The organism is Rhizobium sp. AC27/96 (genome assembly GCF_001692325.1).
In the GTDB taxonomy this organism is placed as follows: Bacteria; Pseudomonadota; Alphaproteobacteria; order Rhizobiales; family Rhizobiaceae; genus Rhizobium.
Map to the genome: position 1 here is coordinate 43,041 of NZ_LXKN01000015.1, position 23,833 is coordinate 66,873.

Consider the following 23,833-nt stretch of genomic DNA (forward strand, 5'->3'; position numbering starts at 1 on the left):
GATCGGGACTGCTTTATCGCCTCGAAAGATTGAGGTTGCCGGTCGATTGAAGCGGCCTTTCAGGTCAGGTCGTCCGTCCGTTCGAGATCTGCCTGCCGTAGATGCCGGCCTGCAAGAAATCCCCGCGAGAAGATCGGGGCTGCTTCTCCCCAACAAGTGTTCTCCGGAGCTGATGGATATGTCCGGCACCAATTCCACAGCAACCACCGACAATCGTTGCGCCGGCCTCCACCCACGAACATGCGAAGCGCGAATATGTGTCGTCATTCAGATCGTTGCGGGTAGCGTGCAGGCCCTCATTGGCCGCGGATTCGCCTTGCTCCCCCTCGAAGGCATTGGCATAGACGCCGATCTGTAGCGTTGATCCGCTATTTTCAACGACGCGAACAACCGCATCGACTGCGGCCTGCATCACTTCCGGTCTGCTGCAGTTGAACAAAAGCGCCTCGGCGCCGGAAGACACCGCCCATCTTGCTGCGTTTTCGACCAACTCACCGGAACGCAGTTTCGGTTCCGCGCCGTTTCTCTGGGCGGCGTCGTCGGCCAATGTGAATGAAATCCAGAATGGCTTGCCGGTCGCCGCAACTGCGGCACGAACGGCTTCCCCTTCGGCGACCAGGCTTAGTGTCTCGCCGAGCCAGACATCGACATAGGGATCGAGGTTTTCCACGAGGACCTTGAGATAATCCTGGACCCGCGAAGGATCGAAGTTTTCCGGTTCATAGGAGCCAAATACGGGTGGCAGCGAGCCGGCGACCAGAATTTTTCGATCCGCGCAGCTATCGGCCGCCTCACGCGCGAGTTGGCCCGCGCGTGCGATGAGCGCTGCACCCTCCCGCCAGAAGCGTTCCTCACCGATGTGGAACGGGACGAGCGCATAGCTATTGGTGGTGATGATGTCCGAGCCGGCGGCGATGAACTCTTCATGGACCTTTCGCACAATATCGGGCGAGTTGATCAGCGCCAAAGCCGACCATTCCGGCTGCTTCAGTTCGGCGCCCAGACGGAGGAGTTCGCGGCTCATGCCGCCATCGAGAATGTAGAGTTTGCTCATGTGTAAGGTTTCCTTGAATGCTTCGGGACTGCGCGCGGGCAGCCCCTCCTTTCTGCTGTGGCGCTAGCGCCGGACCGGCACCTGTGCCTCCAGCACCCGGAAGGTGCGCGCGATGATGGCGGTGAGAATGAGATAGAAGACCGTTACGACGATCAGCGGCTCATAGACGAGCAGCGTATCCTGGCGCACCTTGCTGGCGACCGCATAGAGATCCATCACCGTAACGGTAAAGGCGAGCGGCGTTGCCTTGAGCTGCATGACGATTTCGCCGCCGATCGTCGGCAGTGCGATGCGAATGGCGCGCGGCAGCCAGATGCGCCGGATCAACGTGAAGGGTCGCATGCCGAATGCACGGCCGGCTTCCAATTCTCCCTTCGGCACTGCCAGCAATGCTCCCCGCAACACTTCCGCCTCGTAGGCGGCGTAGTTCAATGTGAAGCTGACGGCGGCAAAGAAGAAGCCTTCGCGCAGGACCGGCCAAAGCAGGCTCTGACGGATGCCGGGGATCATCGGCAATAGCGAGCCTACGCCATAGTAGAGAAGCCAGAGCTGGATCAGGAGCGGTGTACCTCGGAAGAAGGTGCAGTAGCCTCGAGCGATGTTGCGCACGAGCAGGCCGCCGCTGACTTGCGCGAAGGCCAGGCCGATGGCGAGGAGGAAGCCGAAGACGACGGATATCAGCAGCAGCAATATCGTCTGGCCGGCGCCTGCCAATAGAAGTGGCCAGTAGGAGGTTATCCATGAGAAAGTCATCTGGCGTACTCCTTAGGCAAACTTCGGTTGGCCGCGCCGCACCCGACGCTCGATCAAATTGAAGATGGCGTTGGAGACGAGGGTAAGGGCGAGATACAGAAGAGCGGACGCCAGGAAGAAGATGAAGTAGTGCTTGGTGCTCGCGCCCGCGAGACGCGTGGCGAGCGCCAGTTCCTGATAGCCGACGACGGCGACCAGCGCGCTGTCCTTGGTAACGGACATCCAAAGATTGGCCAGACCTGGCAGGGCGTTCGGCAATAATGCCGGCAGGATGATACGGCGAAAACGCAGCCATGATCCCATGCCGAAGGCCTTCGCCGCCTCAATCTGGCCGGTCGGGATGGCGAGAATCGCGCCGCGCAGCACTTCCGTCATATAGGCACCCTGCACGAAGCCGAGCACTGCAACCGCGACGAGAAAACCGTTGACCTCGATCATGGGCAGGCTAAGCGCAACCAAAAGCCGGTTGAGGCCGTCCATGCCGGCATAATAGAGCCCGACGATCAGGATCAATTCGGGGATGGCGCGGATAGCTGTCGTGTAAAGGTCGAGCAGCAGGCGCAGCGGCCTGTTGCCCGAGAGCTTGCCAAGCGCGCCGCCTGTCCCGAGCACAAGACCGATCAGAAAGGCGCCGGCGGAAATGGCGATCGTCGAGACGGCACCCACGAGCAAGGTCCCGCCCCATCCGGGTGGATAAGGAGAGAGCAGGTCGAAGATACCCTGTTGAGTGCTCGCCATCGTTGGGATCGCTTATTTTGCGCCGTAGATGTCGAAGTTGAAATATTTCCTGGTGATTTCGTCGTACTTGCCGTCGGAGCGTAGTGCGGCGATCGCTGCATTCAGCTTGGCCTTCAGCTCCGCGTCCCCTTTGCGCAAGCCCCCGGAAACGCCGGCTCCCAGTATCTCCTTGTCGTCGGCGACATCGCCCATCTTGGCGCAGCAATCCTTGCCGCCGTCGCTGTTCAGAAAGGCGTCAAGCGCGAGCGAATCGCCAAAGACATAGTCGATGCGGCCGGCGGCGAGATCCTGGAATGCCTCGTCGAGTGTCTGGTAGGTCTTCTCGTCGGCAACCTTGGCGAAGTATTTTTTATAATATTCCGACTGAATGGTGGACACCTGAATGCCAATGGTCTTGCCCTTCACGTCGTCGGCCGCTGCGCCGGGCTTCTGGTCCTTCGGGCCGATCAGCGTGCTTGGCGTATTGTAATACTTGTCTGTGAAGTCGATGACCTTGGAGCGCTCTGCCGTGTTGGACATGGAGGACCAGATCACGTCGAACTTCTTGCTCTGGAGCGCCGGAATGAGGCCATCCCAGGAGAGTTCGACGATCGAGCATTTCTCCTTCATCTGCTCGCAGACGGCGTTCATCAGGTCGATTTCCCATCCATGCCACGCACCCGAGGCGTCCTTTGCAAAGAAGGGCGGATAAGATTCGTTCATGATGCCGAAGCGGATCTCGGCCTGTGCTGCGATAGGGGAAAGCGCAAGCGTGAGGCCGGCAAGAAGCATGGGGAGCATTTTCATTCGCGGGATTCTCCAGATGTGGTTGTTTGTGAAAATCAATTAAGGATCAGTGGCTTAGAGTACCGGTGAACTCACGGCAGCGAGCGCTCAATGGAGCGTCGAATATTTGCTTCGGCGGACCTTCCTCTTCGATCCGCCCCTGATGCAGGAAAACTACGTGGCTGGAGACGTCGCGGGCAAAGCGCATTTCGTGGGTCACGAGCAGCATGGTGCGACCTTCCTCGGCAAGATCGCGGATGACTTTGAGCACTTCGCTGACCAGTTCCGGATCGAGTGCGGAGGTGGGCTCGTCAAACAGCATGACGGCGGGATCGACGCAAAGCGCCCGGGCAATGGCGGCGCGCTGCTGTTGGCCGCCGGAGAGGAATGCAGGATAGGCATCGCGCTTTTCGTAGAGCCCAACCTTGTTGAGCAGGGCTTCCGCCTTGTCGATGGCTTCGCGGCGGGCAACCCCCATCACATGGATCGGCGCCTCGATGACGTTTTCGAGGACGGTTCGGTGAGCCCAGAGATTGAAGCTTTGGAAGACCATTCCGAGGCCGGTGCGCAGTCGCTCGATCTGCCTCCAGCTCACCGGCTGCATCTGCCCACTGCGGGTCCGCCTCAGGGCGACTTCCTGGCCGTTTATGGTGATGCGGCCGCTATCGGGTATTTCCAGTAGATTGATGCAGCGCAGAAGAGTGCTCTTTCCCGAGCCCGACGAGCCGATGATCGAAATGACATCGCCTTTTTGAGCCTGCGCCGAAACGCCCCTGAGGACTTCATGCGGACCAAAGCTCTTGTGAAGATCATCCACACGAAGTGTCAGGGGAGGGGATTCTGTCATACGCAATTCCGGTGAAAAATAATTCGCGGAGAATATCGCGGATCGCCGCCGCTTTTGCGCGCAAATTCCAGTTATTTTGCATAATATATGCGGAAATTTGTTCCTGTTGCATATAATGTGATAGAATGCCGGCATCGTCGGGCAATTTCGCCATTGGGATTGGGCAAAGATGGAAAGACTGGATCGCTTCGATCGCGATATTCTCGATATCGCTCAACGCAACTGCCAGCTCACGGCGGAAACCATCGCTGAAGAGGTAGGGCTTTCGACTTCGGCCGTGCAACGGCGCTTGAAGCGTTTGCGGGAGGAGGGGATCATCAAGGCGGAAGTCGCCGTCGTGGACCGCAAGACGACCGGCACCCCCATGGTATTCATCACCGGGATGGAAATCGACCGGGACAATTACGATGCGCTTGCCAAATTTCGCCTCTGGGCGGAAAAGCAGGATCATATCCAGCAGGTCTATTATGTCACCGGCGCGGTCGATCTTATTGCGATCATCACTGCGCGCGATGTCGAGCACTATGACGACATCGCCGCCGTGATCATGACGGAGAATCCTCAGATCCGGCGCATGCATACGAACGTGGTGCTGCGCGACGTCAAACTTGGACTATTCGTTCCTCTGGCCGACGGCGGTGACGCCGACTGACAGGCGTTCGGCATGGTAGTGGCCGGCGCCCTGATGCGGTTGCGGAAAAACGGGTCGATCCGCAGCGCTCTCCCAACAAACTGCGAAAGGTTTTGGCATTCATTGTGCGGTGCATCATCGATTGCTGATTTACAAAAGTATTACTATATGATTTTTTGACGGCGGGCCTGAGGAGATGGCCTTTGGGAGGAAATCATGAAGTTCAAGACTGCACTGATCAGTGCCACGATCCTTGCTGCCTGCATGTTTACGTCTGCATCGGCAAAGCAACTGGTTGTCGGTTTCTCACAAATCGGTTCGGAGTCCGGCTGGCGCGCCGCTGAAACGACCTTGACCAAGCAGGAAGCCACAAAGCGCGGCATCGATCTGAAATTCGCTGATGCACAGCAGAAGCAGGAAAACCAGATCAAGGCGATCCGTTCCTTCATCGCCCAGGGCGTCGATGCGATCCTGCTCGCGCCAGTTGTCGAGACCGGTTGGGATGCCGTGCTGAAGGAAGCCAAGGAAGCGAAGATCCCCGTCATCCTGCTCGATCGCACCATCAATGCGCCGAAGGATCTCTATCTGACCGCTGTTACTTCCGACCAGATCCATGAAGGCAAGGTTGCCGGCGACTGGCTGGTGAAGACGGTGGGCGATAAGAAGTGCAACATCGTGGAGCTGCAGGGCACCACGGGCTCTTCGCCGGCCATCGCTCGCAAGAAGGGCTTCGAAGAAGCCATCAAGGGCCATGACAACTTCAAGATCGTGCGCAGCCAGACGGGCGATTTCACCCGCTCCAAGGGCAAGGAAGTCATGGAAAGCTTCCTGAAGGCCGAAAACGGCGGCAAGAACATCTGCGCGCTCTATGCCCACAATGACGACATGGCTGTCGGCGCCATTCAGGCCATCAAGGAAGCTGGTCTGAAGCCCGGCAAGGACATCCTGACCGTTTCAGTCGATTCGGTTCCGGATCTCTTCAAGGCCATGGCGGCGGGCGAAGCGAACGCGACCGTCGAACTGACGCCGAACATGGCCGGTCCCGCCTTCGATGCGCTCGATGCCTATCTGAAGACCAAGAAGGAGCCGCCGAAGTGGATCCAGACCGAGTCCAAGCTCTACACGCAGGCTGACGATCCGCAAAAGGTCTACGAGCAGAAGAAAGACCTCGGCTACTGAGGCGAAGGCCGACCGCATTCGGCAAGTATATAGCCGATGCAGTCTCTCAATATCGAATGCCGGCGCATCATCTGCATGCGCCGGCAACCGTCTTTGCATACTGGCTCAAATCCAAGGACATTCACGCCTCATGGCTCACGACGCCGAGCGACTTCTGACAGCGACAGGCTTCTGTAAATACTTCCCCGGCTCGACTGCCCTCGATCATGTCGATTTCACTCTGATGCGCGGAGAGGTTCATGCGCTGCTCGGAGAAAACGGGGCGGGAAAGTCGACGCTGATCAAATGCATGACCGGCGCCTATCGCCGCGATGCGGGTACTTTGACCCTCGATGGCACCGAGATCGATCCGCATGATACGCTCGCGGCGCAGAAGCTTGGCATCGGAACGGTCTATCAGGAGGTGAATCTCCTTCCGAATCTGAGCGTGGCGGAAAACCTCTTTCTCGGTCGGCAGCCGAGGCGCTTCGGCATGGTCAGCAGCCGTGTCATGAATGGCATGGCCAGGGATCTGCTGTCGCAATACGGCATGGATATCGATGTTGGTCATCAGCTCGACAGGTTCTCGGTTGCCATCCAGCAGGTGATCGCGATCGCCCGCGCCGTCGATCTCTCCGGCAAGGTCCTGATTCTGGATGAGCCGACAGCGAGCCTCGACACCCAGGAGGTCGCCTTGCTGTTTGGCATCATCAGGCGGCTGAAGCAGCGTGGCTTGGGCATAGTCTTCATCACGCATTTTCTCGAGCAGGTCTACGAGATCTGCGATCGCATCACGGTTCTGCGCAACGGCCGTCTGGTCGGCACGCGGGAAGCGGAAGGTCTTCCCAGGCAAACGCTGATCGCCATGATGCTGGGGCGCGAGCTTGCACATACCGAAAGTGCCGCAAGGCAGACCGCCAACGAAAGCGGGCCGGTGAAGTACCGCTTCGCGAATTTCGGCAAGCGCGGCAAGATCAAGCCCTTCGACATGGAGGTGCGCGGTGGCGAGGTGGTCGGCATCGCGGGCCTTCTCGGGTCCGGGCGCACCGAGACCGCGGAAGTGCTCTTCGGCGTTGAGCGATCGGATAGCGGCGAGGCGACGGTCGAAGGCAGCGTGGTCGCACTGTCCAGCCCGCGGGCCGCCATCAAGAATGGCTTCGGCTTCTGTCCGGAGGATCGAAAGACTGATGGCATCATCGGCGACCTCTCCATTCGAGAGAACATCGTCATGGCCCTGCAGGCGCGCCGCGGTTGGGCGAGGCCGGTGCCGCGCAGCGAACAGAACGCCATCGCCGACCGCTACATCAAGGCGCTGGATATACGCACGACCGACCGCGAAAAGCCGATCAGGCTCCTGTCGGGCGGCAACCAGCAGAAGGCCATTCTGGCGCGCTGGCTGGCAACCAATCCCAGTTTCCTCATTCTCGATGAACCCACGCGCGGCATCGATGTCGGTGCGCATGCCGAGATCATCCGGCTGATCGAGGATCTCTGCCGGCAGGGAATGTCGCTGGTGGTCATCTCGTCCGAGCTGGAAGAGCTTGTCGCCTATAGCTCTCGCGTGATCGTGCTGCGCGACCGGGAGCATATCGCCGAGCTGACAGGCGAAGAAATAACCGCAGGCAATATTGTCGACGCAATCGCGACAACGCAGAAGAGCCGGGAGGAAGCATGAGTTCCCAGATCAAGGCCTCCTTGTTCCGATTGATGCCCCAGCTCATAGCTTTGGCAGCCATCCTTCTCTTGAACTTTATCATGTTCCCGCATTTCTTTCATCTGGAGGTCCAGAACGACAGATTGTATGGCAGCGCCATCGATGTCCTCAATCGCGGTGCGCCGGTGGCTCTTCTTGCGATCGGCATGACCTTGGTCATCGCCACGAAGGGCATAGACCTCTCGGTCGGGGCGGTGATCGCGATTTGCGGCGCCGTGGCGGCATCGACGATCGTTACCGGAAACTCTCTGGCCTACACGCTGATGCTGACCATCGGCGTCGGGATCGCATGCGGATTGTGGAACGGGTTTCTGGTCGCGGTCCTTGGCATCCAGCCCATCATCGCGACACTGGTGCTGATGGTCGCAGGCCGCGGCATTGCGCAATTGATTACTGAAGGCGTCATCCTGACGTTCAATAATGATGGCCTGATCTTCTTCGGTAGCGGATCTTTCGCGTGGCTGCCGATGCCGGTCGTCGTGTGGCTGGTGGTGGGGCTTGCGGTCATCCTGCTTGTCAGGCGCACGGCGCTCGGCATGCTGGTCGAGGCTATCGGCATCAACCGCCGCGCCAGCACGCTGTCGGGCATCCAGACACCGGTGCTGCTGATCGCCGTCTATGCGCTGAGCGGCCTTTGCGCCTCCATTGCCGGCATCATTGTTTCCGCCGACATCAAGGGCGCGGATGCCAATAATGCCGGCCTGTGGCTCGAGCTGGATGCCATCCTCGCCGTGGTCGTCGGTGGCAATTCCCTGCTTGGAGGGCGCTTCAGTATTGTCGGCTCGCTGATCGGCGCCATGATCATCCAGTCGGTCAATACCGGCATCCTGCTGTCCGGCTTTCCGCCGGAGTTCAATCTGGTGATCAAGGCTGTCATCGTCATCATCATCCTGGTCATCCAGTCTCCCGCGCTGCAATCCCTCTCGGCCTTTCTGTGGCGGCGGCGTGGCGAGACGGCAATGATCCATGAGGAGCAGGCAAAGTGAATTCGAAATATCTCCCGCTGCTCGCAACCATCGTCATCTTCATCCTCGCCTATACCGGCTGCGCACTGCAGTATCCGACCATGCTGTCGACGCGGGTCGTCGGCAACCTGCTGACGGACAATGCGTTCATCGGAATTGCCGCCGTTGGCATGACCTTCGTGATCATCTCAGGCGGTATCGACCTGTCGATCGGCTCTGTCATCGCCTTTACCGGCGTTTTCCTGGCGATCATCCTGCGCGACACCTCGATCCATCCGCTGATCGCCTTCGCCCTGGTTCTGGTGATCACCACCATTTTCGGCGCCGGTATGGGCGCCATCATCCACTATCTCGCCATGCCGCCCTTCATCGTTACCCTGGCAGGCATGTTTCTGGCGCGCGGCATCGCCTTTGTCCTGTCGATCGACAGCATTCCGATCGAGCATGATTTCTATTCGCAGCTCAACGATCTCTATTGGCTGATGCCGGGCGGCGGCCGGCTGACGCTGATCGGCGGCGTCATGCTGCTGGTCTTTGCCGGCGGTATTGTTCTAGCGCATCGGACACGCTTCGGCGCCAATGTCTATGCGTTGGGCGGTGGCGTGCAGACAGCCGAGCTTATGGGTGTCCCAGTCGGCCGCACGACGATCCAGATCTATGCCTTGTCCGGCTTCCTCGCAGGCCTGTCCGGCATCGTTTTCTCGATTTACACATCGGCGGGATATTCGCTTGCCAGGGTCGGCGTCGAGCTCGACGCCATCGCGGCGGTGGTCATCGGCGGAACGCTGTTGACGGGAGGAGCGGGGTTCGTCGGGGGAACACTCATCGGGATCCTCATACAGGGCCTGATTCAGACCTACATCACCTTCGATGGAACGCTTTCCAGCTGGTGGACGAAGATACTGATCGGCCTGTTGCTGTTCGCCTTTATCCTGCTGCAGAAGGGTCTGCTGCTGCTCTCCCGTTTCAACCGGCGCTATGCCTGAAAGGCACGAGGTACGCAGGTGGGCTCCATCTCCGCGTGAAGAGCTGCGCTCCTCTACGAAAGCAATAGAACTCCGGCGCTCCAAAAGCGCCGATAGTTCTTGAACCCTCGGGCTTTACCTCAAGCAAACAGCTCGGGGTGCCGCTGCTCGGCTTCGGGCAGCGCGCGCAGGATTTCGGTCAGGTGATTGCGCATTGCGGCTTCCGCGGCTTCCGGATCGCGCGCGTCGACCGCCGCAATGATCTGTTCGTGTTGAGCCACCAGCGCCTGCATGACCGAAGGCCCCTGAAGTGTCAGCTGGCAGGCGCGATCCATATGCGCCTTCAGATCGCCGACGATAGTCCAGGCCATGGGGCAGTCGGCACCCTCGGCGAGTGTCACATGGAAGAGCTCATCGAAGCGCCGGAATGCTGAGTGATCGCCCTTGGCGGCGGCACGGCGTTGAGCATCGAGGGAATCGTCGATACGCCCCCGGCTCGTGGGCGAAAAGCTTTCGCAAGCCCGACGGATCACTGCGCTTTCAATGGCCTCGCGCAGGAAACGGGCTTCCATCAGCTCGCGAACCGAAATCTTCACGACAATCGTGCCGCGCTGCGGAACCACCTCGACAAAGCGCTGGCGGCTCAGTGCGATCAGGGCTTCGCGCACCGGCTGACGGGAAACGCCGTAGCGCTCGGCGATCTCCTGCTCCGAAAGCCTCATGCCCGGCGGAAGCTCCAACGCGATGATGGCTTTCAAGAGCTCCTGGCCCAAGCGATGAGCCGCAGAACCACCTTGCCCGCGTTCAATATTCACAATCCGTCCTCCGAGCTACTTGCATTCAGTGGAATACGAGTTAATACTACCATACAACAACATACTAGTACCAGTTCGGGAGCATTCTGTCCATGTCTTCAACTGCGTCCATTGCCGAAGCCTTTCACATGGCGCGACGGAAAGCGAGGCCCCTCCCGGGATTCCCAGGGGATTTGCCAGCCGGACTGCCCGAAGCATATGCGATACAGGAACGGTCGATTGCGCTCTGGCCGGATGAAATTGCAGGCTGGAAGGTTGCGGCAATTCATCCAGACCTGCGAACCGAGCTGAAATCCGACCGCATGTCGGGACCTGCATTTTCCCGATCGGTGATCCGGGTCCAGCCGGGTGAAATCGGGGAAATATCGGTAATAGCAGGCGGTTTCATCGCCGTGGAAACGGAGATTGGCATCGTCCTTGGAGGCGATATCGCGCCGCGCTCGACGCCGTGGACCAAGCCGGAATTGCTGCCCTTTATCGGCGGTATACATCTGGCAATGGAGATTGCCGGCTCGCCCCTCCCGACCATCAACGATATTGGCCCCTGGGCCATCGTTTCCGATTTCGGCAACAATTCCGGAATTGCCGTGGGCACGGAAATCAAAGGTTGGGACAGCGGGGCCATCGACCAATTGAAAACCGCGATGCGCATCGATGGGAGAACGATCGGCGAGGGTGTTGCGGTTGGCGCAAACGGAGGTCCGCTCGATGCCTTCCTGTTTCTCGTCAACCACCTGGCCACGCGCAACCGCGGTCTAAAAAAGGGCGACGTCGTCATAGCGGGCGCCACGACGGGGGTTCACGCGATCGAAATCGGCCAGCTCGGAGAAGCCGTTTGCGACGGTTGCCCGCCGCTGGCGGTCAGGATCGCGGGGAGATCAGCATCCGACTAACGGATGCGCATTCAACTTCAAGCAATGGAGGAGGGACGCACGTCGCGTCTTGCAAGGAGGAGAACCATGAGGAATATCACAATGTCACGCCGAGCTTTCGGCGCATCGCTGGCAGGCTTGGGTGCTTTTGCCATTATCGGGCGCGCGGCGCCTTCCTTTGCGGCGCCGGTCGCATTGCGGCTTTCATCGTCGCTGCCGTCCGATCCCAATTCGGCGCACTGGCTTTGGTACGATAAGTTCCAGAGCGCCTTGAAGGCCAAAGTCGGCGATGCCATCCAGATCCAGTATTTTCCCGACAATCAGCTTGGCAAGGAAGCGGATATCGTCGGCCAGGTGAAGCTCGGCATCGTCGACATGATGATATCAGGCTCTTCCATCTGGGGTACTCTCGCGCCGGAAGTCGGCGTGCTGGATCTCGGTTACCTCTTCGACAATATGAGTGCCGCTGGCCCGGTCCTTGATGGCAATGCCGGCACCGTACTCAACGGCATCTTCGCCGACAAGATCGGCGTCGAGGTGCTGAGCTGGGCCTATAGCTTCGGCGGTCGCAATATCGCCGCCCGCAAGCCGGCCAATACGCCGGAACTGCTGAAGGGCCAGAAGATCCGCGTTTTGCCCGTGGCGAACTTCGTTGCGACCCTGCAGGCGATGGGGGCAGCTCCAACGCCGATGTCGCTGGGCGAAGTCTATACGGCGCTGCAGACGGGCGTGATCGATGGCATGGAGCACGATGCCCCGACCATTCTGGCGCTGAAATGCTACGAGGTCGCCAAGCACATTTCGTTGACCCAGCATATCTGCAATCCGCAAACCATCGTCATCGGCAAGCGGGCGCTTTCGAAAATTCCGGCCGAAACGCTTCCCGCCTTCAAGGAGGCCGCCGCGGAAGCAACGGCATTCCAGCGCGGCAAGGCGAACGACATCGAGACGGCCGCTTTTGCGACGTTGAAGAAGAATGGCATCGAGACCCACGAGGTGGATCGCGCGGCGTTCAAAACGCTGGTGCAGCCGCTCTGGAACGATTTTGCAACGAAGTATCCGGCAACCAAGCCGGTGCTCGACGCGATCGTCAAGGCATGAGCGCGATGCTGGTCGATGCCGTCGTCCCGGGCGCGCAGGCTCCCGCCGTCAGGGGAGCGCCGTTCGTCGGCGCTCTTCAGACACTCGTCGAAGTGCTCGCGGCCACATTTCTGGCGGCGGACCTTTTGGTCGTCATCGTCTCGGTGTTATGGCGCTATGCATTCAACGATACCATCCTATGGGCGGATGAGGTCGCGCGCATGCTCCTGATCGGCGTCGCCTTCTTTGGTGGCGCCGCTGCTGTCGCCAAGGGACATCACGTCGGTATCCGCATTCTCCGGGACAATCTGAAAGAAAGGAACCGGATCGTCGTGGAGGCCGCCGGCCTCTGGGTCGAGTTCGTCGTCTCCATCGCATTCGTTGTCTTCGCCGTTCAATATTGCGAGACGGCCTGGACGCAGGTGACCTCGACGGGCCTGCCGCAGAACCTGTTCATCTATCCGTTGATCGCCGGCGGTCTGTGCATGGCGATCTTCACAGCAGCCAGGCTCTTCGCCTATCCCGCGCACGCAATTCTCGTCGCGCTGGGTGGCCTGCTGGCCATTGGAGCCGTCGTTGCGGCATGGATGTTCTTCCTGCCGGACTACGCGCCGGGCGCTCTTACATTGCTCCTTTTCGGCTTTGCCATTTGCCTCGCTTCCGGGATTCCAATCGCATTTGCTCTCTGCGTCGGCGCGCTGCTCTATATCACCGGCGACGGGTTCATCCCCTATGCTGTGTTCGCCCAGCAAGCCTATAGCGGGATCGATAATGTCGTGCTTCTCGCCGTCCCCTTCTTCGTGCTGACGGGTCTGGCCATGGAAGTGAATGGCATGTCCGTTCGCCTGATCGAGCTCCTGCGGCGCGGTGTTGGAAAACGGCGGGGAGGCCTCGGCATCGTCACCGTGTTGAGCATGGTGCTCTTTTCCGGCATTTCTGGCTCGAAGCTCGCCGATGTCACGGCCGTCGGCACGGTCATGGTGCCCGCGATGCGTCGTTCCGGCAACAACCCTTCCGATGGTGTCGCTCTTCTGGCGGCAAGCGCCGTCATGGCCGAAACGATCCCGCCCTGCATCAATCTCATCATTCTCGGCTATGTCGCCAATATTTCGATCGGCGGGCTTTTCGCCGCCGGCATCTACCCCGCAATCCTGATGGCCACGGCGCTGATTGCCGGCGTCGTCATCTTTTCGCGCAAGGACGCACCCGCGATTGTCGAGAAATCGGACCGGAGCCTTGCCAGCCTTCTTGGAAGCGGCGGCATCAGCCTCGGTGTGATCGTCATCATCTTCGGCGGCTATCGCTCGGGCTTTGCAACGGCCACCGAGATTGGCGCCTTTGCCGTCGCCTACGCTCTGATCGTCGGCGCGCTGGCTTTCCGTGAACTGACATGGGCGAGCACGCTGGCGCTCTTCAAACGATCGGCGACACTCGCCGGCATGATCCTTTTCGTGGTCGCCGCTTCGCAGACGGTCGCCTTCTCGATCACCATCGCGCAGGTCCCGCATATGCTGGCCGAAATGATGATCAGCTTGACGCATGGGGCTGGCGCATGGGCCTTCTTGATTGTCTCGATCCTGATCCTGATCGTCATGGGGGCAGCATTGGAAGGCGCGCCGGCTTTGATCATCTTTGGACCATTGCTGCTGCCGGTTGCCCATAGTTTCGGGATCGAACCGCTGCATTACGGCATCGTGCTGATCGTCGCGATGGGCCTCGGCCTTTTCGCGCCGCCGCTTGGCCTCGGGCTCTATACAAGCTGCGCCGTCGGCAACGTGCCGCTGGAAGCGACCGTCAAGCCGATCGCCAAGTACCTCGCGATCCTCTTCGTCTGCCTGCTGATCATCGCGTTCGTGCCCGATATCACGAATTCCCTGCCGCGCAGCCTCGGATACATCAAATAGCGAACAGGCTTGCGGCGACTATGAAAGTCGCAAGCCTGCTCGATCGGGACCTGTCCCGCTTGCCTTCAACGCTGGTCACGACGGCCGGACACCATCGAGAAAAGGAAATAATTCCATGAAAACAGACGTGAGACACGCGTCCCATCCGGAAGCCGTTCGTGGCTATGACACGGAAACGCTTCGGCGCCATTTTCTGGTCGAGACCGTCTTCGAAAGCGGCGAGATCCGGCTCACCTATTCTCACTACGACCGCATGGTCATCGGCGGCGCGGAGCCGGCCGGATCGGCATTGACGCTGACGGCGCCCGAGGCGATCGGACAGGAAACCTTCCTGACCGAGCGTGAGCTTGGTGCACTCAACATCGGTGGCGCCGGCCGCATTACCGTCGATGGCAAGTCCTACGATCTCGGAAAATATGATTGCCTCTACATCGGCAAGGGTGCCAGGGATGTTCGTTTCGAAAGCAGGGACGCCGGCACCCCAGCGAAGTTCTATCTTGTCTCGACGCCGGCGCATGCGGTGCATCCGACCGTGCTTCTGAAGCGCGAGCAGGCCCGGCACCTGACGCCGGGCGAGGCAGCGACCGCCAACAAGCGCTCGATCTACCAGTTCATCCATCCCGATGTCTGCCAGTCCTGCCAGCTGACCATGGGCTTCACCATGATCGAGCCGGGCAGCGTCTGGAACACCATGCCGGCGCATACGCATGACCGACGCATGGAGGCCTATCTCTATTTCGATCTCGAGGCGGATCAGCGCGTCTTTCATTTCATGGGCGAGCCGCAGGAAACGCGCCACATGCTTGTCGCCAACGAACAGGCGATTATCTCACCTCCATGGTCGATCCATTCGGGGGCCGGCACGAAGAATTACAGTTTCATCTGGGCCATGGCTGGTGACAACAAGAGCTTCACCGATATGGACCACATCGCAATCGCCGATTTGAGGTAGCAGGCATGGCCAATCTTTTCGATCTTGCCGGACGCACCGCCGTCGTCACCGGCGCCAATACGGGTATCGGCCAGGGCATCGCTGTGGCGCTTGCCGGCGCAGGCGCATCGATCGTCGCCGTCGGCCGCTCGTCGATGGAGGAGACCGAGGCACTGGTTCGGCAGGCCGGTTCCCGCTTTCACGCTATCAATGCCGATCTGTCCACAATCGAGCCCGTCAAGCGGATCGTCTCCGAGACTGTTTCAAGGTTCGGAGCCCTCGATATCCTGGTCAACAATGCCGGGATCATCCGCCGTGCCGACTCGATCGACTTCACCGAGGAGGATTGGGATGCGGTCATCGATACCAATCTGAAGACGGCATTTTTTCTATCGCAGGCCGCGGGTCGTCACATGCTCGAAAAGGGCCGGGGCAAGATCATCAACATCGCCTCGCTGCTTTCGTTCCAAGGAGGGATACGCATCCCCTCCTATACGGCCTCGAAGAGCGGGCTTGCGGGTATTACACGGCTGCTTGCCTGCGAATGGGCTGGCAAGGGCGTCAATGTGAACGCGATTGCACCCGGTTATTTCGTGACGAACAACACCACGGCTCTGCGCGAGGATCCCGACCGCAGCGCCGCGATCCTTGCCCGCATCCCGGCAGGTCGCTGGGGAAAACCGGAGGATATTGGCGCAACGGCAGTATTTCTTGCCGCACCTGCTTCCGATTACGTTCATGGTACGGTCATTCCGGTCGACGGGGGATGGCTGGCGCGCTGAGGACGGTGGGATCGGGTCGTCTGGCGCAACATTTGGAGGAGAGATGCAGTATCAATTCGATTTTGGGGCACTCTTGCCCTATTGGCAGGATTTCCTGGCGGGCGCGCTGACGACTGTTGAGATCACTTTGTTCTCGGTGATTATCGGCCTTGCGATCGGTATTGCCTGTGCTATCGCCCGCCGATCCGATGTGGCAATCCTGCGAGGTCTGTCCGGCGCTTACATCGAAGCGGTGCGCAATACCCCCTTCATCGTGCAGATCTTCTTCATCTTCTTCGGCCTCTCTTCCATCGGCGTTCGCCTGCCAATCGTCGCCGCTTCTGTCTTTGCGATGGTCATCAATGTCGGCGCCTATACGGCTGAAATCGTTCGGGCCGGCATCGATTCCATTCACCCGAGCCAGATCGAGGCGGCCGAGTCGCTTGGCCTTTCGAAATTCCAGATCTATCGCGACATCATCCTGCTTCCGGCGATCGAGCGGGTCTATCCGGCCCTTTCCAGCCAATTCATCCTGATGATGCTCTCGACCTCGATCTGCTCGCAGATATCGGCGGAGGAGCTGACGGGCGTCGCCAACAACATCCAGTCCAACACGTTCCGCTCGCTCGAAACCTATGTGGTCGTTGCGGTGCTCTATATCGCCATCACCTATCTGATGCGCGCCGCCTTCTTCGGGCTCGGGCTGATCGCCTTCCCGCGCCGCCGCAAACTCGAACTCGGTTTGTGAGGTACTGATGCTCGGTGCGTTTTCGACCAATCATCTCGTCTATCTGCTCGAAGGTCTCGCGTGGACCGTGGTGCTGTCAGCACTCGCCTTTCTGTTCGGCGGCATCGCCGGCTTTTTCGTCATGCTCGCGCGTATCTCGCGCTTTCGCTGGCTGCGGCGGGTGGCTCTTGTCTACATCCAGATCGTGCAGGGCATGCCGCTGCTCATCCAGATGTTCCTTCTCTATTTCGGCCTTGGTGTCTTCGGCATCTCGGTGCCGCCGCTTGTCGCCGCCTGCCTCGGCATGATGGTCTATTCGAGCTCCTATCTCGGCGAAATCTGGCGCGGCTCCGTGCAGTCGATCGCAAAGACGCAATTCGAGGCCGCCGAATGCCTTGGGCTCACGCGCTGGCAGGCCCTGCGTGATGTCATCCTGCCGCAGGCTTTGAAAATCGCAACGCCGCCGACGGTCGGCTTCCTCGTGCAGCTCGTCAAGAACACATCGCTTGCTTCGGTCGTCGGCTTTCTGGAGCTGACGCGCGCTGCCCAGGTCATCAACAACTCACTGTTCCAGCCCTTCCTGGTCTTTGGCGTCGCAGCCTTCTTTTACTTCTGCGTCTGCTATCCGCTGTCGGTCTGGAGTCGTTCGCTTGAGAGGAAACTCAATGTCGGTCGCCGTTAAGCTCACCAATGTCGTCAAGCGCTTCGGCGAGCTGGAGGTGCTGAAAGGGGTCTCCTTCGAGATCAATGCCGGCGAGGTCGTCGCGCTGATCGGCCAGTCGGGTTCCGGCAAGAGCACCGCACTGCGCTGCATCAATCGCCTGGAGACGATCCAGGGCGGCTCGATCGATGTCTGTGGCCATCGCGTAGAAGACCCGAAACTCGATCTTCGCGCCCTGCGCCGGGATATCGGCATGGTGTTCCAGAGCTACAATCTGTTTCCGCACATGACCGTCGCCGAAAACATCATGCTGGCTTTGCGCCGCGTCAAAGGCATGCGCAAGGATCAGGCGCGCGAGATCGCGGTACAGGTGCTGGCCAAGGTCGGGCTATCGGAAAAGATCGAAAGCTACCCCGAGCAGCTTTCGGGCGGTCAGCAGCAGCGCGTGGCCATTGCCCGGTCGCTTGCCATGCAGCCGAAAGTCATGCTGTTCGACGAAGTGACGTCCGCACTCGACCCCAAGCTCACCGGCGAGGTCTTGCGGGTGATGGAGGATCTTGCCCGTGGCGGCATGACCATGATCGTCGTGACGCATGAGATGGGCTTTGCCAAACGCGCCGCCAACCGCGTGATCTACATGCATACCGGCAAGGTCTGGGAAACCGGAGAGGCGGATATCCTCTCCAATCCCCAGACGCCCGAATTGAGGGAATTCATGGCCGCCGAGCTTTGAATTCCGGGAGGAGTACCTGTGCCCAGGCGCAGGATCGAACAACGAGAGAGGAGTTTCATATGCAGAGAAGAATGATTTCGAAGCTTGCGTTGATTGCCAGTGCCGGTCTGCTTGCGCTTGCGAGCGTTGCTCACGCGGATGTGCTTGACAACATCAAGAAGGCCGGGAAAGTCCGCATCGCGGTTGCGATGGGCACTCCGGAATATTCATTTGTCGATGAAAATCTGAAGCCGACGGGATCGGACGTCGAGACCGCGCAGTTGATCGCCAAGGACCTCGGCGTTCAGCTGGAATTGGTGGAGATCACCAATGCGGCACGCGTCCCATCCGTGCAGACCGGCAAGGCCGACATGGTCGTTTCCGCGCTCGGCATCACCGATGAGCGGAAGAAGGCGATCGACTACTCGGTTCCCTACGCCACGCTGGCGCTCGTCGTTGCGGCGCCTCCGAGCATCGAAATCAAGGGCTATTCGGACCTCGTCGGCAAGCGCGTCGGCGTGACCCGGGCGACGACGAATGATCAGGACATCTCGGCAAATGCCAAGGGTGCCAATATCGTCCGCTTTGAAGATGACGCGACACTCATCACCTCCGTCGTCTCGGGCCAGGTCGACATTCTCTCAAGCCAATCAGCTGTCATCAACGGCATCAACAAGAAGCTTGGCGATCATCCGCTGCAGGTGAAGTTCACCCAGAAGGAGACCGTGCTGGGTATCGGCATTCCGAAGGGCGAAACTGCCTTGAAGGGATGGCTGGACCAATGGGTAAAGACAAACTTCGACAATAAGGTGCTGCGCGATATCTATCGCAAATACCACAATGCCGAACTGCCCGATGATCTGACATCCCGCTGAGCAGGAGATACAAGGCCTGCCGGAGGTTATTCCGGCTGGTTTCCGCCTCGAGGCAGTTTTGGGTGCCGCATGCTTCCTCGGCGAAACACGCTGCTGTCGACGGACTGGTGTCTATCCTTGCTCGGGGAGACACTGAAGGCCTTGCGGTAGGTGCGCGAGAAGACCTCGAGCGAGGAGAAGCCGCAGGCAACCGCGGTCTGCGTAATGGTCAGTTCCGTTTGCTGAACCAGCTGGTGCGCCCGCTCCATGCGCAGCATGTGATAGGCCTGTGTCATGCTAGAGCCGAGCCGTTGTTGGAACAGGCGCTGCAGATGCCTTTCCGAAACGCCGACCATTGCAGCAATTTTCGGACAGGGCAGGGGCTCGTCAATGGTCGCAGCCATGATGTGGCGTGCTCGGGTCACGGGATCACGCGCCACGGTGCCTTGGTCGCGGTTGTCTGATGTCTGTTGACGGTCGTGGCCCTCTCGCCTCTGCAGCAACAGGTGCTGGGCGACCTCGTTTGCAAGCTCCTGACCGGCGGTGCGCGCAATGAGGGCTGTCATCATGTCGAGGGTCGCGCTCGCGCCCGCCGAAATGGGCCGGCGCGCGGAAAGGCTGTAGAGCGTATCGGTCACATTGACGTCAGGGTAGCGTTCCCGCATACCTTCGATATTGTACCAGTGTACGGGTGCCCGATGGTCCTCCATCAGGCCGGCGGCGGCTAGTATTTCGCTTCCTGTCTCGATTGCGCCGACCTCGGCGCCCGCCCGCTCGGCCCAACGCAGCCATTTCAGCAGCCGATTGTCCGATGCCGCTTCGCGTGCGTCGAAGCTTGCCAGTACCAGCACAACATCGAAACGCTCGGTGGTGCCGAGGGGATAGTCGACGGCACTCTGGATCCCGTTGCTGGCCGCGACCGCGAAGCCGTCGGTGGACAGTGTGTTCCAGCTGAAGACCCTGCGGCGGGCAAGCCAGTTGGCGATGAACAACGGCTCTATCGCCATCGCCAGTGCGAGATAGGAAAACCCCGGAACAAGTACGAGGCCGAAGCGATGACCTCTCGGATTTTCGAGTGACGACATGGAGAGCCTTTGATTTTTTCGGACGCATAATGTCCAAAATCGTCTGGTTGCTTCAGATGTGACGGCCGGTTGAGTGTGTTGGCCTATAACATACTAAAATTGCTATCGATTTCTCGCAAGGCCGAATGATGCCGCCTTTCGGAATATGGCGGATAATGTCAATCGCGGAGAACTTTTGAGTCATAGCATCCTTCTGTGGCGGGTCCTTCCCGGGCCGCATCGTTGAACAGGAGGATAGGCATGACCATAGCGCAAATGACCTGGGACTATAGCGATCCGCGGACGGGCACGTCGATGCCGGCTTCGTTCTTCTTCGATCAGGGCGTGTTTGACGAAGAGAAGGCGAAGATCTTCATGAACTGTTGGCACGTCGTTGGCCACATCAACGAATTCGCCAATCCCGGCGATTTCGTCGTGCAGGACATCTTCGAGCAGAGCGTTGTTGTCATGGCCGGCAGGGGCGGTGAAATCAGTGCGTTTCACAATGTCTGTCGGCATCGCGGCAACCGGCTGATCGATGAGCGACGCGGCAACAGGCCGGGCGTCATCCGCTGCATGTATCATTCATGGTGCTACAATCAGGACGGCAGCCTGCGTGGTGCCCCGCGAACTGAAAACCTCGAAGACTTCAACAAGAAGGACTGGGGTCTCAGGCATGTCCGGTTTGAAATCTTCGCGAACTTCGTCTTCATCACGCTTGACGAAAACGCTCCCGCCGTCGCCGAGATTGCCAGCGGAGCGGAGGCCGAGATGCGTCGGTTTCTTCCCGATCTCGACAATCTCGAACTGGCCTCGGAATCGGACGTCATTGTCGATGCGAACTGGAAGGTCATTCAGGAAAACTCGATCGAGGGCTATCACTTCGACCTTTCAGGGCCGGTTCATAAGGATCTGGCGGCGTTGATCAATTTCGAAGGCTATGCGCTGACGCCCTATGGGCAGTGGTGGACCTATATCGGCCCTCCCAACAAGGGCGCCAAGGAAGCCTATGGCGTGCCGCTCGAGGGCTCGACCTGGCAGACCGACTGGTTCTTCAACATAGGGATCTTTCCCAACACGACCTTCTATAGCTTCCCCTACACGGATATGGTCGGCACCTTCATCATGATCCCGCTTGGGCCCGAAAAATCCCTGCTTCGCTTTGGCTATTACAAGCCGAAAGGTCGTCCAATGCCGCCGGTGACTGAAGCGGCGATCGAGTGGATGAATACGCAGCTCGGCCCCGAAGATATCGAACTCAACATCACCAACCAGAAGGGGCTGCATTCCCTCGGCTTCGGTTCGGGCAAATATCTGATCGATCCCGCGCGCCCCAATCAGAGCGAGAACCTGGTGCATCATTTCCATACGCTTTGCTACAAGGCGATCCGGGAATGAGCGGACGCGCCGACATGTCGTGGGACTATGTCATCGCCGGTGCCGGTTCGGCCGGTTGCGTGCTGGCGGCACGCCTGACGGAGGACCCGGCATGCCGGGTTCTCCTCCTTGAGGCCGGGCCAGAGGACCGATCAATATGGCTCAGAATGCCTGCGGGCATGTCGCGCGTGGTCTGGGGAGAGCGGTATAGCTGGGCATTCACCTCCGCACCCGAGCCGCATCTGGAAAATCGGCGGCTCGGACATCCCCGTGGCAAGGTTCTGGGCGGTTCATCCTCGATCAACGGCATGGTCTGGTTGCGCGGTCATCCGCGCGACTTCGATGGCTGGGCGCAGCTTGGCGCGCGGTGCTGGAGCTATGAGGACGTGCTTCCCTATTTCTGTCGGGCGGAGACTGCCCCTAACGCGGATGATCTGGTTCGCGGCAAGAGTGGCCCGATCAGGATCACGCGCGGCGATGTCGATGGATCGCCGCTCGCCAAGGCCTTCATCGCGGCCGGCGTTGAGGCGGGCTATCCGGAGACCAGCGACTTCAACGGCCGGCAGCAGGAAGGCTTCGGTGCTGTCGAACGCAGCACCTGGCGCGGCCGCCGCTGGAGTGCCGCGCATGCCTATCTAAACCCCGCACGCAATCGACCTAACCTGACCGTGATTACGGGCGCGCATGTGTTGCGCGTCGAGATCGAAGGACAGCGCGCGACTGGGCTGCGTTATTCAAAAGCGGGCCGCGAACATTTTGCTGCGGCGGGCGAAGTGATCCTCTGTGGTGGCGCCATCGGCTCGCCGCATGTCCTGCAACTATCGGGCATCGGCTCGCCCAAGCATCTGGAAAGCGCTGGCATCAAGGTGCGCCACGCCCTGCCCGGTGTTGGCGAGAACCTGAATGATCATCCCGATCTTGTCATCCAGCATGCCTGCAAGCAGCCGGTCTCGCTCTACCCCGTCACGCGCGCGCCGCGCAGCTGGCTGGCGGGGGTCGAATGGATGCTCAGAGGCTCCGGCCCTGCGGCAACCAACCATTTCGAGGCAGGCGGGTTCGTAACCAGCCGACGCGAGCTGGACCAGCCGGATATTCAGTTCACCTTCATGCCGCTGGCGGTCGTTCCCGGCGGAACAGACGTGCTCGCCAAACATGCGTTCCAGGTCCATATCGATCTGATGCGGCCACGCAGCCGTGGGCATGTGCGCGCGACGAGCAGCGACCCGTTTCAGGCGCCAGAGATTCTGTTCAATTATCTGGACGATCCGCAGGATCTCGCGGATCTTCGCACCGGCGTTCATCTGCTGCGCGACGTGCTTTCTCAGCCCGCGCTTGCTCCTTTTGCCGGTGCGGAGCTTTTTCCGGGCCCGACTGTACGGACGGACGAGGAGATTGATCGCTGGATCCGGCAAACACTGGAGACCTGCTATCACCCTGTCGGCACCTGCAGGATGGGGGCAGCGGATGATCCCGGCGCCGTTGTCGATCCGGAATGCCGCGTCCGCGGGCTCGAAGGCCTGCGCGTCGTGGATGCCTCGATCATGCCGGCGATCGTCAGCGCCAACACCAATGCTCCGACCATCATGATCGCCGAAAAGGCCGCGGACATCATTCGTGGCCGCACGCCATTACGTTCCACTCCAAATGCAAATGAAAATCTCACACGGAGGACCAACGCATGAACGCCATAGAGACCCTTTCGACCCGTGCCTCGGGCGTGATGCCGGATGAAGACACCATGAACACGATGCGGTGCGATCTTGCCGCAGCCTTCCGCTGGTTCGCCCGGTTGGGGATGCACGAAGCCGTCGCCAATCATTTCAGTGTCGCCGTCGAGCCGAGCGGGCGGCACTTCCTGATGAACCCGCGCGGCCGGCATTTCTCACGAATACGGGCCTCCGACCTCATCCTGCTCGATACCGAGGACGCCTCGACGCTCGACCGGCCGGACGCGCCCGATCCGACGGCCTGGCATATCCATGGCCGGATCCATGCCCGCTGTCCTCATGCCCGCTGCGTGATGCACCTGCATCCGCGCTATGCGACGGCGCTTGCCTCGCTCGCCGACAGCCGCATGCCGCCGATCGACCAGAACACCATGCGCTTCTTCGGCCGGCTCGTCATCGACGAGGGCTTCGGCGGCATGGGCCTTTCGACCGACGAAGGCGATCGTCTGGCCGCTGCGCTCGGCGACGGCAACGTGCTCTTGATGGGTAATCACGGCGTGCTGGTCGCCGCCGATACAGTCGCTGCGGCGCTGGACGAAATGTATTATTTCGAACGTGCCTGCGAGACACTGATGATCGCCTATGCTTCGGGTCGCCCATTGCGGATCGTATCCGACAATGTCGCGGCGGTCACACAGCAGCAATGGGCTGACTATGGTCAATTCGCGATCGATCATCTGTCCGAGGTGCGGGCGATCCTTGATGCTGAGGAACCGGAATATCGCAGCTGAAGGCGGGACCTGTTGCCCGTTCGTGGA

At 59.9% G+C, this 23,833-nt stretch carries 24 protein-coding genes; 17 read left to right on the forward strand and 7 right to left on the reverse strand.

Going from position 1 to position 23,833, the window contains the following annotated elements; genetic code table 11:
- Positions 1 to 64 precede the first annotated feature (64 nt).
- From A6U86_RS12410 to A6U86_RS12430, 5 genes are all read right to left on the reverse strand, one after another.
- Positions 65 to 1,054: a homocysteine S-methyltransferase family protein gene (locus tag A6U86_RS12410; RefSeq protein WP_083196819.1), complete on the reverse strand. Its 990-nt coding sequence runs from the start codon at positions 1,052 to 1,054 to the stop codon at positions 65 to 67.
- A gap of 63 nt (positions 1,055 to 1,117) precedes the next feature.
- Positions 1,118 to 1,807, reverse strand: coding sequence for an ABC transporter permease (locus tag A6U86_RS12415; protein ID WP_068391307.1), 690 nt, complete (start codon positions 1,805 to 1,807; stop codon positions 1,118 to 1,120).
- Between the two features lie 12 nt (positions 1,808 to 1,819).
- Positions 1,820 to 2,545 (reverse strand): ABC transporter permease, encoded by a 726-nt coding sequence (locus A6U86_RS12420; RefSeq protein ID WP_068391309.1) that lies wholly within the window; start codon positions 2,543 to 2,545, stop codon positions 1,820 to 1,822.
- Positions 2,546 to 2,557: 12 nt separating this feature from the next.
- Positions 2,558 to 3,331, reverse strand: coding sequence for a transporter substrate-binding domain-containing protein (locus A6U86_RS12425; RefSeq protein ID WP_068391312.1), 774 nt, complete (start codon positions 3,329 to 3,331; stop codon positions 2,558 to 2,560).
- Between the two features lie 46 nt (positions 3,332 to 3,377).
- Positions 3,378 to 4,157 carry an ABC transporter ATP-binding protein gene (locus tag A6U86_RS12430; RefSeq protein ID WP_068391315.1) on the reverse strand — a complete coding sequence of 260 codons (780 nt, stop codon included), beginning with the start codon at positions 4,155 to 4,157 and terminating at the stop codon, positions 3,378 to 3,380.
- A gap of 169 nt (positions 4,158 to 4,326) precedes the next feature.
- Here A6U86_RS12430 and A6U86_RS12435 point away from each other — a divergent pair, with 169 nt between their 5' ends.
- From A6U86_RS12435 to yjfF, 5 genes are all read left to right on the forward strand, one after another.
- Positions 4,327 to 4,809 carry an Lrp/AsnC family transcriptional regulator gene (locus A6U86_RS12435; RefSeq protein ID WP_068391318.1) on the forward strand — a complete coding sequence of 161 codons (483 nt, stop codon included), beginning with the start codon at positions 4,327 to 4,329 and terminating at the stop codon, positions 4,807 to 4,809.
- 195 nt (positions 4,810 to 5,004) lie between these two features.
- The gene (gene ytfQ, locus A6U86_RS12440) at positions 5,005 to 5,967 is read left to right on the forward strand and encodes a galactofuranose ABC transporter, galactofuranose-binding protein YtfQ (RefSeq protein WP_068391321.1); all 963 of its coding nucleotides are present in this window, start codon (positions 5,005 to 5,007) and stop codon (positions 5,965 to 5,967) included.
- 130 nt (positions 5,968 to 6,097) lie between these two features.
- Positions 6,098 to 7,621: a galactofuranose ABC transporter, ATP-binding protein YtfR gene (ytfR, locus tag A6U86_RS12445; protein WP_068391324.1), complete on the forward strand. Its 1,524-nt coding sequence runs from the start codon at positions 6,098 to 6,100 to the stop codon at positions 7,619 to 7,621.
- Positions 7,618 to 8,646 (forward strand): ABC transporter permease, encoded by a 1,029-nt coding sequence (locus A6U86_RS12450; RefSeq protein ID WP_068391327.1) that lies wholly within the window; start codon positions 7,618 to 7,620, stop codon positions 8,644 to 8,646. The genes ytfR and A6U86_RS12450 overlap by 4 nt, the downstream gene beginning before the upstream one ends.
- Positions 8,643 to 9,611, forward strand: a complete 969-nt coding sequence (yjfF, locus tag A6U86_RS12455) for a galactofuranose ABC transporter, permease protein YjfF (RefSeq protein WP_068391330.1) — start codon at positions 8,643 to 8,645, stop codon at positions 9,609 to 9,611. Before A6U86_RS12450 ends, yjfF begins: the two co-directional genes overlap by 4 nt.
- A 119-nt stretch (positions 9,612 to 9,730) precedes the next feature.
- Here the strand turns inward: yjfF and A6U86_RS12460 are convergent, their stop codons facing one another.
- Positions 9,731 to 10,405 (reverse strand): GntR family transcriptional regulator, encoded by a 675-nt coding sequence (locus A6U86_RS12460; RefSeq protein ID WP_077467301.1) that lies wholly within the window; start codon positions 10,403 to 10,405, stop codon positions 9,731 to 9,733.
- Between the two features lie 173 nt (positions 10,406 to 10,578).
- On the opposite strand from A6U86_RS12460, the gene A6U86_RS12465 reads away from it, so the two are divergent.
- The 9 genes from A6U86_RS12465 to A6U86_RS12505 all read left to right on the forward strand — a co-directional run bounded on the left by A6U86_RS12465 (position 10,579) and on the right by A6U86_RS12505 (position 18,928).
- Positions 10,579 to 11,298, forward strand: a complete 720-nt coding sequence (locus A6U86_RS12465) for a 2-keto-4-pentenoate hydratase (protein ID WP_083196820.1) — start codon at positions 10,579 to 10,581, stop codon at positions 11,296 to 11,298.
- Between the two features lie 66 nt (positions 11,299 to 11,364).
- Positions 11,365 to 12,378: a TRAP transporter substrate-binding protein gene (locus A6U86_RS12470; protein ID WP_068391339.1), complete on the forward strand. Its 1,014-nt coding sequence runs from the start codon at positions 11,365 to 11,367 to the stop codon at positions 12,376 to 12,378.
- Positions 12,375 to 14,261 (forward strand): TRAP transporter large permease subunit, encoded by a 1,887-nt coding sequence (locus A6U86_RS12475; RefSeq protein ID WP_244509900.1) that lies wholly within the window; start codon positions 12,375 to 12,377, stop codon positions 14,259 to 14,261. The genes A6U86_RS12470 and A6U86_RS12475 overlap by 4 nt, the downstream gene beginning before the upstream one ends.
- A gap of 115 nt (positions 14,262 to 14,376) precedes the next feature.
- The gene (gene kduI / locus A6U86_RS12480) at positions 14,377 to 15,213 is read left to right on the forward strand and encodes a 5-dehydro-4-deoxy-D-glucuronate isomerase (RefSeq protein ID WP_068391342.1); all 837 of its coding nucleotides are present in this window, start codon (positions 14,377 to 14,379) and stop codon (positions 15,211 to 15,213) included.
- Positions 15,214 to 15,218: 5 nt separating this feature from the next.
- Positions 15,219 to 15,974 (forward strand): 2-dehydro-3-deoxy-D-gluconate 5-dehydrogenase KduD, encoded by a 756-nt coding sequence (gene kduD, locus A6U86_RS12485; RefSeq protein ID WP_068391345.1) that lies wholly within the window; start codon positions 15,219 to 15,221, stop codon positions 15,972 to 15,974.
- A gap of 43 nt (positions 15,975 to 16,017) precedes the next feature.
- On the forward strand, positions 16,018 to 16,701 hold the full coding sequence (locus A6U86_RS12490) for an amino acid ABC transporter permease (protein WP_068391347.1): 684 nt from the start codon (positions 16,018 to 16,020) through the stop codon (positions 16,699 to 16,701).
- Between the two features lie 7 nt (positions 16,702 to 16,708).
- Positions 16,709 to 17,362, forward strand: a complete 654-nt coding sequence (locus A6U86_RS12495) for an amino acid ABC transporter permease (RefSeq protein WP_068391350.1) — start codon at positions 16,709 to 16,711, stop codon at positions 17,360 to 17,362.
- Positions 17,346 to 18,074, forward strand: coding sequence for an amino acid ABC transporter ATP-binding protein (locus A6U86_RS12500; protein WP_068391352.1), 729 nt, complete (start codon positions 17,346 to 17,348; stop codon positions 18,072 to 18,074). The genes A6U86_RS12495 and A6U86_RS12500 overlap by 17 nt, the downstream gene beginning before the upstream one ends.
- Before the next feature lie 59 nt (positions 18,075 to 18,133).
- A complete protein-coding gene (locus tag A6U86_RS12505) occupies positions 18,134 to 18,928 on the forward strand; it encodes a transporter substrate-binding domain-containing protein (protein ID WP_068391355.1) in 795 nt (264 codons plus the stop codon).
- A gap of 26 nt (positions 18,929 to 18,954) precedes the next feature.
- Here A6U86_RS12505 and A6U86_RS12510 read toward each other — a convergent pair whose 3' ends face one another.
- A complete protein-coding gene (locus A6U86_RS12510; protein WP_068391357.1) occupies positions 18,955 to 19,992 on the reverse strand; it encodes a GlxA family transcriptional regulator in 1,038 nt (345 codons plus the stop codon).
- Positions 19,993 to 20,232: 240 nt separating this feature from the next.
- Between A6U86_RS12510 and A6U86_RS12515 the strand changes: the two genes are divergently transcribed.
- Genes A6U86_RS12515 through A6U86_RS12525 form a run of 3 tightly spaced genes read left to right on the forward strand, consistent with a single transcriptional unit; the run spans position 20,233 to position 23,806 of the window.
- Positions 20,233 to 21,369, forward strand: coding sequence for an aromatic ring-hydroxylating dioxygenase subunit alpha (locus A6U86_RS12515; protein WP_068391367.1), 1,137 nt, complete (start codon positions 20,233 to 20,235; stop codon positions 21,367 to 21,369).
- The gene (locus A6U86_RS12520) at positions 21,366 to 23,030 is read left to right on the forward strand and encodes a choline dehydrogenase (protein WP_068391370.1); all 1,665 of its coding nucleotides are present in this window, start codon (positions 21,366 to 21,368) and stop codon (positions 23,028 to 23,030) included. The genes A6U86_RS12515 and A6U86_RS12520 overlap by 4 nt, the downstream gene beginning before the upstream one ends.
- On the forward strand, positions 23,027 to 23,806 hold the full coding sequence (locus tag A6U86_RS12525) for a class II aldolase and adducin N-terminal domain-containing protein (protein ID WP_244509901.1): 780 nt from the start codon (positions 23,027 to 23,029) through the stop codon (positions 23,804 to 23,806). Before A6U86_RS12520 ends, A6U86_RS12525 begins: the two co-directional genes overlap by 4 nt.
- Positions 23,807 to 23,833: the final 27 nt, after the last annotated feature.

Excerpts from the sequence above, each read along its gene's own strand:
- A6U86_RS12490 (WP_068391347.1), top strand. The coding sequence starts at position 16,018 with ATGCAGTATCAATTCGATTTTGGGGCACTCTTGCCCTATTGGCAGGAT.
- A6U86_RS12430 (WP_068391315.1), bottom strand. The coding sequence starts at position 4,157 with ATGACAGAATCCCCTCCCCTGACACTTCGTGTGGATGATCTTCACAAG.
- A6U86_RS12495 (WP_068391350.1), top strand. The coding sequence starts at position 16,709 with ATGCTCGGTGCGTTTTCGACCAATCATCTCGTCTATCTGCTCGAAGGT.
- ytfQ (WP_068391321.1), top strand. The coding sequence starts at position 5,005 with ATGAAGTTCAAGACTGCACTGATCAGTGCCACGATCCTTGCTGCCTGC.
- ytfR (WP_068391324.1), top strand. The coding sequence starts at position 6,098 with ATGGCTCACGACGCCGAGCGACTTCTGACAGCGACAGGCTTCTGTAAA.
- A6U86_RS12470 (WP_068391339.1), top strand. The coding sequence starts at position 11,365 with ATGAGGAATATCACAATGTCACGCCGAGCTTTCGGCGCATCGCTGGCA.
- A6U86_RS12505 (WP_068391355.1), top strand. The coding sequence starts at position 18,134 with ATGCAGAGAAGAATGATTTCGAAGCTTGCGTTGATTGCCAGTGCCGGT.
- A6U86_RS12500 (WP_068391352.1), top strand. The coding sequence starts at position 17,346 with ATGTCGGTCGCCGTTAAGCTCACCAATGTCGTCAAGCGCTTCGGCGAG.
- kduD (WP_068391345.1), top strand. The coding sequence starts at position 15,219 with ATGGCCAATCTTTTCGATCTTGCCGGACGCACCGCCGTCGTCACCGGC.
- A6U86_RS12415 (WP_068391307.1), bottom strand. The coding sequence starts at position 1,807 with ATGACTTTCTCATGGATAACCTCCTACTGGCCACTTCTATTGGCAGGC.
- A6U86_RS12450 (WP_068391327.1), top strand. The coding sequence starts at position 7,618 with ATGAGTTCCCAGATCAAGGCCTCCTTGTTCCGATTGATGCCCCAGCTC.
- A6U86_RS12435 (WP_068391318.1), top strand. The coding sequence starts at position 4,327 with ATGGAAAGACTGGATCGCTTCGATCGCGATATTCTCGATATCGCTCAA.
- A6U86_RS12515 (WP_068391367.1), top strand. The coding sequence starts at position 20,233 with ATGACCATAGCGCAAATGACCTGGGACTATAGCGATCCGCGGACGGGC.
- A6U86_RS12420 (WP_068391309.1), bottom strand. The coding sequence starts at position 2,545 with ATGGCGAGCACTCAACAGGGTATCTTCGACCTGCTCTCTCCTTATCCA.
- kduI (WP_068391342.1), top strand. The coding sequence starts at position 14,377 with ATGAAAACAGACGTGAGACACGCGTCCCATCCGGAAGCCGTTCGTGGC.
- A6U86_RS12475 (WP_244509900.1), top strand. The coding sequence starts at position 12,375 with ATGAGCGCGATGCTGGTCGATGCCGTCGTCCCGGGCGCGCAGGCTCCC.
- A6U86_RS12410 (WP_083196819.1), bottom strand. The coding sequence starts at position 1,054 with ATGAGCAAACTCTACATTCTCGATGGCGGCATGAGCCGCGAACTCCTC.
- A6U86_RS12510 (WP_068391357.1), bottom strand. The coding sequence starts at position 19,992 with ATGTCGTCACTCGAAAATCCGAGAGGTCATCGCTTCGGCCTCGTACTT.
- A6U86_RS12425 (WP_068391312.1), bottom strand. The coding sequence starts at position 3,331 with ATGAAAATGCTCCCCATGCTTCTTGCCGGCCTCACGCTTGCGCTTTCC.
- A6U86_RS12520 (WP_068391370.1), top strand. The coding sequence starts at position 21,366 with ATGAGCGGACGCGCCGACATGTCGTGGGACTATGTCATCGCCGGTGCC.
- A6U86_RS12525 (WP_244509901.1), top strand. The coding sequence starts at position 23,027 with ATGAACGCCATAGAGACCCTTTCGACCCGTGCCTCGGGCGTGATGCCG.